Source organism: Nonomuraea sp. NPDC002799 (assembly GCF_053592075.1).
On sequence record NZ_JBSFVA010000027.1, the window covers coordinates 1 to 12237 of the forward strand.

Annotated in this window: 13 protein-coding genes; 1 reads left to right on the forward strand and 12 read right to left on the reverse strand. The window is 72.0% G+C overall.

The genetic code is table 11. The features are described 5' to 3' along the window. Positions 1–275: 275 nt before the first annotated feature. From ACWD0F_RS36105 to ACWD0F_RS36140, 8 genes are all read right to left on the reverse strand, one after another. A complete protein-coding gene (locus ACWD0F_RS36105; protein WP_449884064.1) occupies positions 276–1154 on the reverse strand; it encodes a hypothetical protein in 879 nt (292 codons plus the stop codon). Positions 1155–1650: 496 nt separating this feature from the next. Then, entirely contained in the window at positions 1651–2115 is a 465-nt protein-coding gene (locus ACWD0F_RS36110) for a DsbA family oxidoreductase (RefSeq protein WP_449884067.1), read from the reverse strand. Positions 2116–2310: 195 nt separating this feature from the next. Next, a complete protein-coding gene (locus tag ACWD0F_RS36115; protein ID WP_449884069.1) occupies positions 2311–2754 on the reverse strand; it encodes a GNAT family N-acetyltransferase in 444 nt (147 codons plus the stop codon). Between the two features lie 69 nt (positions 2755–2823). Then, a complete protein-coding gene (locus tag ACWD0F_RS36120) occupies positions 2824–3372 on the reverse strand; it encodes a chromate transporter (RefSeq protein WP_449884433.1) in 549 nt (182 codons plus the stop codon). A 19-nt stretch (positions 3373–3391) separates the two neighbouring features. Further along, on the reverse strand, positions 3392–3787 hold the full coding sequence (locus ACWD0F_RS36125; protein ID WP_449884072.1) for a VOC family protein: 396 nt from the start codon (positions 3785–3787) through the stop codon (positions 3392–3394). Beyond that, positions 3784–4650 (reverse strand): arsenate reductase/protein-tyrosine-phosphatase family protein, encoded by an 867-nt coding sequence (locus ACWD0F_RS36130; RefSeq protein WP_449884074.1) that lies wholly within the window; start codon positions 4648–4650, stop codon positions 3784–3786. Before ACWD0F_RS36130 ends, ACWD0F_RS36125 begins: the two co-directional genes overlap by 4 nt. 74 nt (positions 4651–4724) lie before the next feature. After that, positions 4725–5381 carry a response regulator gene (locus tag ACWD0F_RS36135; RefSeq protein WP_449884077.1) on the reverse strand — a complete coding sequence of 219 codons (657 nt, stop codon included), beginning with the start codon at positions 5379–5381 and terminating at the stop codon, positions 4725–4727. Beyond that, a complete protein-coding gene (locus ACWD0F_RS36140) occupies positions 5378–6505 on the reverse strand; it encodes a sensor histidine kinase (RefSeq protein WP_449884080.1) in 1128 nt (375 codons plus the stop codon). Before ACWD0F_RS36140 ends, ACWD0F_RS36135 begins: the two co-directional genes overlap by 4 nt. Before the next feature lie 215 nt (positions 6506–6720). Between ACWD0F_RS36140 and ACWD0F_RS36145 the strand changes: the two genes are divergently transcribed. Next, entirely contained in the window at positions 6721–7143 is a 423-nt protein-coding gene (locus ACWD0F_RS36145; protein WP_449884083.1) for a DUF6223 family protein, read from the forward strand. An 86-nt stretch (positions 7144–7229) separates the two neighbouring features. On the opposite strand, the gene ACWD0F_RS36150 is transcribed toward ACWD0F_RS36145, so the two are convergent. From ACWD0F_RS36150 to ACWD0F_RS36165, 4 genes are all read right to left on the reverse strand, one after another. Then, complete coding sequence (locus tag ACWD0F_RS36150) at positions 7230–8654, reverse strand: arabinose isomerase (RefSeq protein WP_449884086.1); 1425 nt, start codon at positions 8652–8654, stop codon at positions 7230–7232. Between the two features lie 13 nt (positions 8655–8667). Then, a complete protein-coding gene (locus ACWD0F_RS36155; RefSeq protein WP_449884088.1) occupies positions 8668–9525 on the reverse strand; it encodes a discoidin domain-containing protein in 858 nt (285 codons plus the stop codon). A gap of 12 nt (positions 9526–9537) precedes the next feature. Continuing rightward, a complete protein-coding gene (locus tag ACWD0F_RS36160; protein WP_449884091.1) occupies positions 9538–11106 on the reverse strand; it encodes an alkaline phosphatase D family protein in 1569 nt (522 codons plus the stop codon). A 94-nt stretch (positions 11107–11200) separates the two neighbouring features. Beyond that, positions 11201–11986 (reverse strand): DeoR/GlpR family DNA-binding transcription regulator, encoded by a 786-nt coding sequence (locus tag ACWD0F_RS36165; protein WP_449884093.1) that lies wholly within the window; start codon positions 11984–11986, stop codon positions 11201–11203. Positions 11987–12237: the final 251 nt, after the last annotated feature.

A 12237-nucleotide genomic window follows, 5' to 3' on the forward strand; every position in this document is an offset into this window, starting at 1 on the left:
ACCCAGGATCTACCCCGACAGACCCAGGTGGCCCTGGGTCGTCCCAGGCATGCCCAGGCACACCTACTTCAGGGAAGTGCGGCTGGAGTACTAATCACACCGGGTGCCGCCGGACAGTGGCCGGACACCGAACGCCCGGCCCGGGGACAAGGTCACCCTCCGGATCACCGACCCGCCGGCAGGCCGGCCGCGCGAGTCCGGCGGCCCGGTGCGGCGTTGAGACGGATGCGGGCGGGTAATGGAGCCGTCCAGGGTCCCGGCGGCACCGGCCGCCGCTAGGACGTCGGCGGCCGGGGCGTCGCGCCTGACATGCGACGTTCGAGCGCGCAGAGCAGGCCGGCGGGATGGCGCGGCCAGCTCGGTCCTGCCGCGCAGAGACCGCTCTGCCCGGCTTGGGGGTCGCGGGCGGCCGGTGAGACGGCGGGTTGCGCCCCGTGCGACGAGGGGGACACGCCTGTTTCCTCCGGGGTCGCCTTGGGGGACGGAGTCGCGGAGCTCTCAGGCGCGCCCGTTTCAGCCGATGTCGGCGTCGGGGTGGGGGTCGGCGGGGGAGTGGTCCTGGCAGCCGGTGAGCCTGCGGGCGTGGGTGAGGCGGCCTGGCCGGACGGCGCCGTTCCGACGGCCGGCCGCCGGAAGGGCGCCTGCGCCGCGGCGGGCTCGACGTGCCTGTCCTTCCTGGCCCGCGTCTTCTCTGGCGCGGCCCGCTTCAGGCTCCTGCCCGTGACCTGGTCGGCCACGGTCTGGTCGACGATCACCTGGTAGGTCAGGATGCCGCTCATGCTGACGGTGAACGCCAGCGCGGCGGCCACACTCAGCTTGGCCCACGGCAGCCCCCGCCGGAACGGCCGCGCCGGTGCGCCGGCCGGCATCCTGGGCCCTGCGTCGGCTGCGCCCGGACGGCCGCGCCGGGCGATGGTCGTGTGCTGCTTCACCTTGGCGCTGGTGCGCCTGAGGTAGTGCGTGTAGATGTCGGTGGCCACCGTGGTGGCGAAGCTCATCACGGCGGCGCCGATCACCGTGCCCGCCACACCGAGGTAGGAGGCCGCGACCGCGGCGGTGATCGCGGCGAGCGCGCTCCCCGCGATCTGCGGCACGCTCAGCGTCAGTCTCCGCGGCGCACCGCGCGTCTTCCGGATCCGGTCCCTCTTGGTCATGGTGGTGGCGCATGGCTTTCTTGTGCATGGGCGCGCGGGCGCCGTCGGTGTGTCGTTGGGCTGCGGCCTGCGGCGGAGCAGGCGATCGGGCTGCGATCTGCTGAGCAGAGATCGGGTACGGCCTGCTGAGCAGGGATCGGACGGCCTGCGGGGCAGGTGATGGGTCGTGAACGGATGCCGGTCGTGGCAGAACACGCTCACGACAGATGGGCGGTGTGGGTGGTGGCGCAGAGGGGAGCACCACTGTCGCGCGCCGGAGCCGAGGGAGCCAATGCGACACACGGCACCATGTCGGACCGTGACGCCACCCTTGCCCTTTAATGGCGACTTCCCGGGCGTGTCGCGCGCCCGGTTGAGATGACAGAGCAGGGCGTGCACGGCCGGTGACATGGTCGTTGTCCATAGCTGGCGGGCATGGCGGCCATGGTCGGGACAGGCCGGTGGATGGTGTCACCTCTGCGGACTCACCCGGTGATGCTGCTCGTTCTGCGACGACCTATCCTCCGGCGATCGCCGAGTCCCGCCACCCCTGACGGAGCGGGTCGGTGAACACTTCGACCGGCTGGGCGCCGGCCACGGCGAAGCGCCCCCCGAAGGCGAAGGTGGGCACGCCGCTGACGCCGAGCTCGCGGGCCAGGTCCTCGTCGGCGCGTACGGCGTCGGCGCAGGCGGTGCCCTTCAGCATCGACAGGACCTCGTCGGAGTCCAGGCCGTTCTCGCCGGCGATGCGCGCCAGCGCCGCAAGGTCGGAGAGGATCACGCCCTCGGCGGTGTAGGCGTGCATCAGCGCCTCGCGCACCTGCTCACCCCGGCCGTTGCGCTCGGCGTGGTGCATCAGGCGGTGGGCGTCGAAGCTGTTCACCGGGCGGGCCAGGTCCAGCCGGTAGGTCAGGCCCGACTCGGCGGCGAGGTCGCTCACCTGGCCGATGCGCTGTCTGGACTGCTCGGCGGTGCCGCCCACGTTGCGGCGGTGGCGCTCAGGCAGGGTCAGGTCCGCCTCGGTTCCTCACCGTACGGCTGACCGCCGCGCAGCAGGCCGGGGACATCGCCCCCGATCGTGACCCGCGTACCTGAGTCGCCGGCCTGCTGGCGCTCGCCAACGGCCTGACCTCCAGCGTCCTCGGCCGGCAGCGCAGCCACGAGGCCGCCACCAAGATCATCTAATATCGCCTGGATCGCCTGTTCGGGCCGGAAGCGGCTTGACCCAGCGGGACCACTGCGGTTGAGGGGCGTAGCCGGCGGCCTTCCAGGCCGAGTGGGCGAGTGTGTTGTCGTGCAGGACCATGGCATCGGCCCGGAAGGCGCCGAAGCCGGTGAAGCGGGCCTCTGCCTTCGCCAGCAGCGCGGTGGCGATACCCTTGCGGCGATGGGACGGGTTGACGGCAAGGCGGTACAGGTGGGCTCGCCAGCCGTCCCAGCCGACGATGACGGTCCCCGTGATCTCGCCGCCGCACTCCGCTATCAGCAAGGCCTCGGGGTCGCGGTCCAACAGCGCGGCTATCGCGCCGGTCGAGTCGTGCCGGTCGGTGCCCTCGGCGGCCAGCCGCCAGAACTCCAGCACAGCGTCCACGTCATCCCGGGTGCCGATTCTGATCTTCATCGCGGATCCCTGCATGGACAACGAATCTACTACGCAGGGCCATGTGGACCGTCTCCCACCTTGCCGGGTTCAGGTGAGCAGGCTGTGGAGCAGTCCGCCGGCGGTGAGCCAGGCGTTGTTGATCCTGGTCCTCCACAGCAGTCCCAGGGCGATGACGGCGATGGCCGTGGTCAGCGGGGTCGGGGAAGACGGGGGAGCCGCCGAGCATGAGCAGCAGGGCGCCGAGCGCCCTCGCAGGCCGGCGCCCTGGCGCGGCGGGCGGCGCAGCAGGCCGGACAGGGCATGGGCGATGATCGCGATCACCACCGGGACGATGCCGTACAGCAGGCCCTCGGCCGCGGGCGTGCTGCCGTAGGTGACGTACGCCCACGCCGGCGCGGTGACGATGAGTGCGGCCGGGAGGATGAAGCACACCCCGGCGGCCAGCAGACCGCGCCGGCGGGCGCGGTCGAAGCCCAGGTGGATGGCCAGTTCGGTGGAGTTGGGGCCGGGGATCAGGTTGGTGGCGCCCATCAGGTCAAGGAAGCGGGCGTCGCCGACCCAGCCGCGGCGGCGTACCAGCTCGTCGTACTCTCCTGCCCTCCTGACACGCGGCCTCGGTCCGGAAAGGGGCCGCAGATCCCCGGGGGCTACCTGATCAGGTCCGGGCCGGAGCGTGCGCGGGCTCGAACAGCTCGATGAGGTTGCCGGCGGGGTCGGTGAGCAGGATCTGGCGTCCGCCGGGACCGGCGACCACGTCGCTGGAGAAGGACGACAGCCCGGCGCTGCGGAGCCGGTGGATCTCCGCGTCGAGGTCACCGACGATGAGGTGGATGCGGTTGCGCCCGGCGGTGGTGCCCTGAGGGGTGGCGCGGGCGCCGGAGCTGGCCGGTCCGGACAGCAGCAGCCGCAGCGGCCCGCGGATCACGTCGGCGAAGGCGGGCGCGGCGTTGACGCGCAGGGTGAAGCCGAGATGGGTGGTGTAGAAGTCGACGGCGGCGGCCACGTCGTCGACGAGATAGCGGACGCCGGCGAGCTGGTCGGGTGTGGTCATGGCGGGACCTCCTGTGGCGTGAGGACAGGCAGCAGGTAGCGGATGCGGGTGTCGATCTCTTCCACGGTGCGGGCGAAGGCGGGGTGGCCGCCCCCCTCGGTGTGGCCGGCCGGGTCGGGGATGCTCCAGTGCAGACGCCGGGGATGGCCGGCGAAGTCGGGGCGGACCTCGCGTACCTTGTCGCACAGGCTGATCACGTAGTCGAACCGGCGGCCGGCCACGGCGTCCAGGTGCCGCGGACGGCGGCCCGCCAGGTCGATGCCGTAGCGCTCGCGCAGGATCCGTACGGCCTGCGGATGGAGCTCCTGCCGGGGGTGACTGCCTGCGCTGGTCACCTCGACGTGGCCGCCGCCGCGCCGGCGGAGCAAAGCCTCGGCGATCGGTGAGCGGGCGCTGTTGCCCGTGCAGGTGAACAACACGACGGGCCCCCGCCCGGACGCCGGTGTGAACGGCGGCGGCGGCGGAAGGGCCGGGTCGAGGTGGGGTGCGGGATGCGGGGCCGGGTCGGAGTGGGGTGTGGGGTGCGGGGCCGGGTCGGGGCGGAACGCGGGGTGCGGGGCGGCCGGGTCGGGGCGGAGTGCGGGGTGCAGGGCGGCGCCGGCGGCGGCCAGTGCGTGGGCGCAGCCTTCCAGGTCCAGGTGGTAGTAGCTGTCGCGGGCGTCGAAGGTACTGCGGCGCGCGGTGACCAGCCCGCCGCTCCGCAGCAGCCGCAGGTGGTAGGAGACGAGGTTCTGCGGCTGGCCGACCAGTGCCACCAGCTCCCGAACGCGATAGTCGCTCGCGGCCAGCTCGGTCAGCAGCCGCCACCGCAAGGGGTGGGCGGCCAGTCGCAGGAAGGCCGGGGCGACGGCAGCCGAGGACACAACGCGATAATACATCAAATAGGTTTGATGTATTAGCCTTCGGCGATGGACCAACCGGGAACGTCAAGGGGATGTCAGGAGCCGCCCGGGGTCACCAGGCCGGATTCGTAGGCGAGGACCACGAGCTGGGCGCGGTCGCGGGCGCCGAGCTTGGCCATGGCCCGGTTGACGTGGGTTTTCGCGGTCAACGGGCTGATCACCATGCGGCCGGCGATCTGGTCGTTGGACAGGCCGTGCGCGACCAGGGCGACGGCCTCGCGTTCGCGGTGGGTCAGCTCTCTCAGCCCGGTGCCGGTGGTGAGCGGCTGAGTGACGTACCGGTTGATCAACCTGCGGGTGATGGACGGGGCGAGCAGCGCGTCACCGCGCGCGGCCACCCGTACGGCGTGCAGGAAGTCTTCGGGCACGATGTCTTTGACGAGGAAGCCGGCCGCGCCGGCGCGCAGCGCGTTGAAGACGTATTCGTCCATGCCGTAGTTGGTCAGGATGACGACGTGCACCCCGGCCAGGGCCGGGTCCGCGGCGATGCGCCGGGTGACCTCGATGCCGTCCACGACCGGCATCTGGATGTCGATGAGAGCGACGTCGGGCAGATGCTGCCTGGCCAGAGCCAGGCCCCGCAGCCCGTCGCCGGCCTCGGCCACCACCTCGATGTCGTCTTCGAGGTCGAGCAGCGCGCGGAATCCGCTGCGCAGGAGCGGCTGGTCGTCGACCAGCAGGACCCGGATCACGGCGTCCGGTCCACCGGGAGTTCGGCCTCGACGGTGAAGCCGCCCTCGCCGCGCGGCTCCGCGCGCAGGCGACCGCCGAGGGCGGTGACGCGTTCGCGCATCCCGAGCAGCCCGACGCCGGGCACCGGGACGGTGTCCGGTACGGCCGTGCCGTCGTCATCGACGCGTATCACGAGGGCGCCGGGACGGTAGGCGATCAGGACCGACGCGGTCGTGGCGGCGGCGTGCCGGGCGATGTTGGTGAGCGACTCCTGAACGATCCGGTAGACGGTCCGGCTCACCGCGGCCGGCACGTCGTGCCGTTGCCCCTCGAACGTCAGCGTCGCGTCCAGACCGATGGCACTGGCCCGGTCCACCAGCTCCGCGACGTGGTCGAGCCCACGCGGCGGGGCCGGGTCGTCATCGCGCAGCGCCTCCAGGGTCGCGCGTAACTCCCGGGTCGCCTCACGTCCGGCCTCCTGGATCGCCAGCAGGGCCTCCGGCACCTGTTCGCCACGCCTGCGGGCCACGTGCACGGCGACCTCGGCCTGCACCTTGATGATCGAGATCTGGTGGGTGAGCGAATCGTGCAGCTCCCGCGCGATCCGCAGCCGCTCCTCGTCGGCGCGGCGCCGCGCGCTCTCCTCGCGGGTGCGCTCGGCTTCCGCCGCCCGCCGCTCGGCCTGCCGCAGCGCCTCACCCGCCGCGCCGGCCGCGATCAGCCAGGCCAGCTCAAGGGCGCCGCGGGCCTGCGCGAACGCCTCGCCCGTGTCGTGCAGGCCCGAGGCCAGGGCCGCGAAAGGGAGCGCGGCCAGCATGATCACGCTCACCGCCACCGTGATGACGCGGTGTCCCGCCCGTACGGCGGCGTACACCGCGAACAGGTACGCGACGGCGGGCACGTCCGAACCGGCCGCCTGATACCCCACCGCGCACAGCCCGGTGACGGCCAGGACGGGAACCGGAGCCCGGCGGCGCGCGGCCAGCACCAGGCCGCCGGCCGTCAGCAGCGCGAGGGCGAACAGGTCGAGGTAGGTGGCGGACCGTTGCCCGGACAGCCCGGTGGTCAGCAGCGCCGCCGCCACGCCGACGGCTATCGCCCAGTCGGTGACACCGGCCCGGAGACCGAACCGTCGTGTCCTCATGCGCGCACCCTAACCGGATGTTCGCGCGGGCGACTCCTGCGCACGGATGAGCGGCCGGCTACCGCACCCGCGGTACCCGCCCGGATTCTGCGGCATGCGCGGTAGCCGGGTGCGGCGGCGATGGCAGTGCGAATTGCCCGCGTCCGCCGGACGACCGAGGGTGGGTCCGGCGGACAGGATGAGGCGATGTCCCGTCGTAGGAGAAGGAGCACCTCATGTCCGTCCGCCCCCTGCTCGCCGCTGCGGCTGCCGCCCTGATCGTGGTCTCCGGGCTCGCCGCGCCGGCGGCCGCGCACGTCCTGGCCGAGCCGGACCCCGTCAGCGCCTACGGCTTGACCGCCGGGCGTCTCTGGTCCGTGGTGGCCGCGCTGCTGGGGCTGGCCGGCGCGGTCGTCGGCGGGCTGGCCCTGGCCCGCTCCGCCGGCCGCATCGGCGCCGGCACCGGAAGGAGAGGAGCCGTCGTGGCCCTGGTGTCGGGGCTGGCCGGCGCGGTCGTCGGCGGGCTGGTCGTGGCCGCCGCCGAGGGTGGCCCCGGCACCGGCTACGGCATAGTCGGAGGCTATGTGGCCCTGGTGATCGGGCTGATCGCCATGGTCATCGGCGGGCTGGTCCTGGCCCGATCCCGCCGCACCGGCTGACCCGGACGCGGACCGAGCGCCTGGCGGAAGGCGCGGCGCGAACGCCGCGACCATCCTCGGCGGCGGCCACGCCGGAGCCAGGGGCGCTAGGGCTGGACGTGCGTGACCTCCACGCCCAGCAGGTCGGCGGTCGCGCGCAGGTCGGCCGCGCGGTGGCCGGTGCCGAGCGCCCAGTGGTGCGAGATGCCGGTGGCGCTCCAGGCGTCGGTCCACTCGCCCGGGTCGCAGCCGAAGTCCACCCGCGAGGTGGTGTTGCCGATCCGCAGCAGCGGCCCCTCCACGACCTCGCCCTCCGACACGACGAACCCGTACCGGCCGTCACGCGCCTGCCGCAGCCCGAACGCCGTGACCGGGCCCCGCTTGACGTCGAACTCGACCGACACCCCCCACCCGCGCTTGCCGTGATAGACGCCGAGCCCGCGCAGCAGCGGCTTGCGCGCGCTGATGGCGAGGTGGGCGGGGCCGTCGTGGCCCATCTCGACGTGGCCGCGGCGGAAGTCGAGCGCCTGCAACTCGGTGAAGGAACCGCCCGCGCCGAGGCGGTCCATGACGAGCATGGCCAGGCTGGTGCGCAGCTCGTACTCGCCGGCGGCCGGGATGCCGCGGGCGGTGAGCAGGGACGCGCCGAGGATCATGCCCGCGCCGAGCCGCTCGTGGATCTCGCCGTCCAGCCCGCGATGGTAGTACGCGAGGCTGTCCAGCTCGAACTCCTCGACCAGCCGGTCCAGGCCGGCCGACACGCGGGCCGCCCAGGCCAGGTCCTCCTCGTTGACCGTGTCGGCCAGCTCGAACACCTCGCGCGCCAGCTCGACCCGCTCGGCGGCCTCGGCGTCGGTGACCTTCTCCACGCGCACCCGCAGGTCGTCGAACTCCAGCACCTCCACGTGGCCGCCGAAGTTCGCGCTGACCAGCGTGAGGTCGGTGGCCACGTCCAGCATGCCGGGATAGAGGTGGCCCATCAGGCCGTGCCGGCCCCGGCGCAGGGCGGCGCGCACGCCCGCCGCCCGCACCCAGCCGCCGATCTTCCGCCACGCCCGCTCGTCCTCCAGGTAGCCCGAGACCGAGCGGAACGGGATGCCGAGGCGGGTGAACGTGTTGGCCATCTCCGGCAGCGGGCACGCGCCGCAGTAGGCCAGCCACTGGCCGGTGTCGAAGGTGGCGTGGTCCATCGACTCCGTCGGCTGCAGGTTGATCAGCAACACGGGTGCGCCGCTGCGCTGCGCGATCGGCGCGAGCATGGTCGCCGTCATGTACGTCGTCAGGAACCCGACGATCAGATCACAACCGGCGGCCCGCAACTTCTCGGCCGCCGCGGCGCCCTCCTGGGCGTCGGAGATGAATCCGACGTCCACGATCTCCGCGTCGAGCCCTCGCATCCGCTCGGACACCCGGTCGGCTGAGCGCTGGAGCTGGGGGAGCAGGCCGGGGAACTGCGGCCAGTACGCCCCGAGCCCGCCGGCGACCAGCCCCACCTTGACCCGGGGCGGCGTGATGCGAGTGAGCGTGCTCAATTGCTTTTCCCTTCTATGAGCGGACTTCGACCTCGATGATGCGGGTGTAGTCGTTGGCGCCGTTCGAGGCCAGCGCGACGATGCGGACGGCGTCCGCGGTGACCGGCGCGAAGTCCGAGCGGACGTTGCCCGCGGTGTTGCCGCGCACCTGCGCGACCGTTTGCCACTGGCCGCCCACCTGCGCCTGGACGTCCCAGTCGCGCAGCCCGGCCGACGAGGCGGGATAGCGCTCGGTGTCCATGGTGTACAGGTCCACCCGCGACACCTGCTTGGCCTCGCCCAGCGCGACGGCCACGGTGTCCGGCCAGGTCTTGGAGGTGGCGTCGTTCCAGCCGTTGCCGCCGGCCCAGCCGTTGGAGGAGCGGTCGCCGTCGGCGATGCTGCAGGCCGGGTAGTTGGCGTTGACGTGCTGGGAGGAGGCGGTGACCGGGCGGCGCAGCGCGAGGTTGCCGCCGTTGTCGAGCCGGTCGACGGACACGACGTCGACCGGCACGGCCAGCGTCGCGGCGGGGGTGCGCAGGCGCAGGCCGTACTCGCCTTCCGCGGTGCCGGGTGGCACGGCGACCAGCAGTTTCGCGCCGAGCCGGTAGCCGGGCGGCAGGTAGCTGGACACCATCGGGCGGGAGGCGGTCAGCGGCTGGTCGACCTCCACCTGCATGGTGGCGTACTGGGCCTTCCCGGTGTCGTTGCGCATGCCGACGATGATCTTGGCGGGGCAGGCGGGGTCCACCCCGAGCGGGGCGACGAGCCGGTCGGCGCCGGCCACCGGGACGGGCGCGCCCTTGGCGGGCGCCGCCGAGGCGGGGTTCCAGGCGGCGGCGGTGGTGGTGAGCGTGGCGGCGAGGGCGAGCGCTGCGGTGAGATGACGCATGATCATGCCTTCCTAGAGCGCGTGCAGGCCGGGGGCGCCGTCGAGGGTGACCAGACTGGCCCTGGTGGAGACCGGCGCGCCGGGCCGGTCCACGTAGGGGACGACCTTGAAGTCGGCCCGCCACTGGCTCCTGGTGATCTCGCAGGAGACGTAGCCGCGCTGGTAGCTGGAGAACTTCAGGTGCGGGTTGGTCGCGTCGCTGCCGCCGGGCGGCACCCCCGTGTTGGGGTTGCCGTTGCCGCCGCTGCTGACGGAGGTGCCGACGAGCTCGACGCCGATCGTGGGCGAGGCCGGGTCGTCGAAGTTCGTCTTCAGCTCGCCGGCCAGGTTGTAGTGGATGTCGCCGGTCAGCACCACCGGGTTGCTCACCTCGCGCTCGACCATGCCGTTCAGCAGGCGGTCCTTGGCGGCCTTGTAGCCGTCCCAGAGGTCCATGCTGAGCCGCTGCGCGGGGCCGGGATCGTAGTCGAGCTGGATCATGGCGACCTGCTGGGCGAGCACGTTCCACTTGGCGCGGGACGCGCCCAGGCCGTCGAGCAGCCACTTCTCCTGCTCGGCGCCGAGCATCTGCCGGGCGGGATCGAGGCGGTCGGCGCAGTCCACCTGCTGGCCGTCGCCGCAGACCTGGTCGTCGCGGTACTGCCGGGCGTCGAGCACGCTGAACTCGGCGAGGTCGCCGAAGGCGAACCTGCGGTAGATGCGCGCGTCCGGGCCTTCCACGGCCGGCACCCGGACGGGCATGTTCTCCCAGAAGGCGCGGAAGGCGTTGGCGCGGATGACCATGTAGTCCTGCTCGGTCACGTCGCCGCCCGGGCCGTACGAGCCCGCCCAGTTGTCCAGCACCTCGTGGTCGTCCCAGGTGACGATCCACGGCGCCCGGTGGTGCGCGGCCTGCAGGTCGGGGTCGCTCTTGTAGAGGCCGTACTGGATGCGGTAGCGGTCGAGGGTGTCGCACTGCACGCGGAACTGCTCGGGCACGGGCGTGTTGCGCAGGCCGCCCGTCGGCACGATGCCGTACTCGTAGATGTAGTCCCCGAGGTGGAAGACCACGTCGGGCTCCTCCTCGGCGAGGTGGCGGTAGGCGCTGTAGTAGCCCTCCTGCCACAGTGCGCAGGAGGCGAAGGCCATGCGCAGCGAGTCGGGGCTGCTGTCGAAGGCGGGCGCGGTCTTGGTGCGGCCGACCGGGCTGATCTGGCCGCCGGTGCGGAAGCGGTAGAAGTATTCGCGGCCCGGCCGCAGGCCCTTGGCGTCCACGTGGACGGAGTGGCCGTACTCGGGGGTGGCCCAGGCGGAGCCGTGCCGGGTGCGCCGGGTGAACGCCTCGTCCTCGGCGATCTCCCAGTCAACCTTGATCTTGTTGTACGGCAGTCCGCCGAGCGGCTCCAGCGGCGCGACCGCCAGCCGCGTCCATAAAATCACCCGGTCGGGCAGCGGATCGCCGGAGGCGACGCCGAGCTGGAAGGGGTAGTCGCCTTTCACACTGGCCTGGGCGGTCCGCGGATCAGCCAGGCCGGTGGTGAAGGCCAAGGTGAGCGCGGCGCTGCCGAACCCGAGGAAGGATCGGCGCGTGGGAGGGTGCATGCTGCGTCCTCAGCTTGGGGGCGAGAGCCCTCACTTTGTAGCAAGCGGACGAGCTTCTTAACAAGATGGAAGTTACAAATAACGCAAATCCGCGTTACAACTGGGCGACCTGAACGTTGTCATGGTGGTCGCGGAGCCGCTGCAGCAGATCGGCCGGGGCGTTGGCGTCCACCACGATCACGTCGAAGTCGTCGATCGGAGCCACCCGGTGCAGCGCCACCCTGGCCAGCTTGGAGCCGTCCACGGCCAGGATCCGCAGTGCTCCGGACCGTAACATCGCCCGCTTGACCAGCACGATCTCCTGCTCCTGATGAAAGGCGTAGGTGTCGGAGATGGCCGAGGTCGAGACCACGACCACGTCCGTGCTCACCGCCTCCACCGCGTCGACGCAGCCCAGCCCGAGGAAGGAGTCGTGGGTGGCGTGATATTCGCCGCCCAGGGCGATGAGCCTGATGTCGGAGCGGCCGGCCAGCAGCCTGATCGCCTCCAGGAAATTGGTCACCACGGTCATCGGGGCCATCTCGATCAGGTGCCTGGCCACGGCCAGCGCGGTCGTCGAGTCGTCGAGCATGACCGAGCTGCCCGGCTCGATCAGCCCCGCCACCGTGCGCGCGATGGCGTCCTTCTCCGCCGTGTGGGCCTTGAGCCGGTAGGCGATGTTGCTCTCCCACACGTTGCTGGCCTGGGCGGTGGCGCCGCCGCGGACCTTGCGCACCATGCCCTGACGCTCCAGCTCGTCGAGGTCGCGGTGGACGGTCATCACACTCACGCCGAAGCTCTCGGCGAGCTCGCTCACGGAGGCGGAGCCCTGGCGCACGATGTGCTCGGCCATGCCGTGCCATCGCGCCGACCTGCTGGTGGTGGGCTGGGGGGCGTTCACGCTGGGTCTCCACCCTTTCGCAGAGTTGGGCACCCTACTCTTGACACCCAACTTGGGGGACTCATACTCTCCCGACATCCATCAGTTTTAACAGGTGTGGCTGTTAATTTAACAATCTCGTCATTGGAGGTGGGGTATGGGATCCGTCCGGTCGCACGACCTGCGCCGCGCTCTTCGCCCTGCCCCGCTCGCCACCTCCCGGCCCGTGGAGCGCCTTCGCGGGCTCCCCGGCCGCTTTCGCAGCACCATCA

Excerpts from the sequence above, each read along its gene's own strand:
- ACWD0F_RS36105 (WP_449884064.1), bottom strand. The coding sequence starts at position 1,154 with ATGACCAAGAGGGACCGGATCCGGAAGACGCGCGGTGCGCCGCGGAGA.
- ACWD0F_RS36115 (WP_449884069.1), bottom strand. The coding sequence starts at position 2,754 with ATGAAGATCAGAATCGGCACCCGGGATGACGTGGACGCTGTGCTGGAG.
- ACWD0F_RS36125 (WP_449884072.1), bottom strand. The coding sequence starts at position 3,787 with ATGACCACACCCGACCAGCTCGCCGGCGTCCGCTATCTCGTCGACGAC.
- ACWD0F_RS36140 (WP_449884080.1), bottom strand. The coding sequence starts at position 6,505 with ATGAGGACACGACGGTTCGGTCTCCGGGCCGGTGTCACCGACTGGGCG.
- ACWD0F_RS36145 (WP_449884083.1), top strand. The coding sequence starts at position 6,721 with ATGTCCGTCCGCCCCCTGCTCGCCGCTGCGGCTGCCGCCCTGATCGTG.
- ACWD0F_RS36155 (WP_449884088.1), bottom strand. The coding sequence starts at position 9,525 with ATGCGTCATCTCACCGCAGCGCTCGCCCTCGCCGCCACGCTCACCACC.
- ACWD0F_RS36160 (WP_449884091.1), bottom strand. The coding sequence starts at position 11,106 with ATGCACCCTCCCACGCGCCGATCCTTCCTCGGGTTCGGCAGCGCCGCG.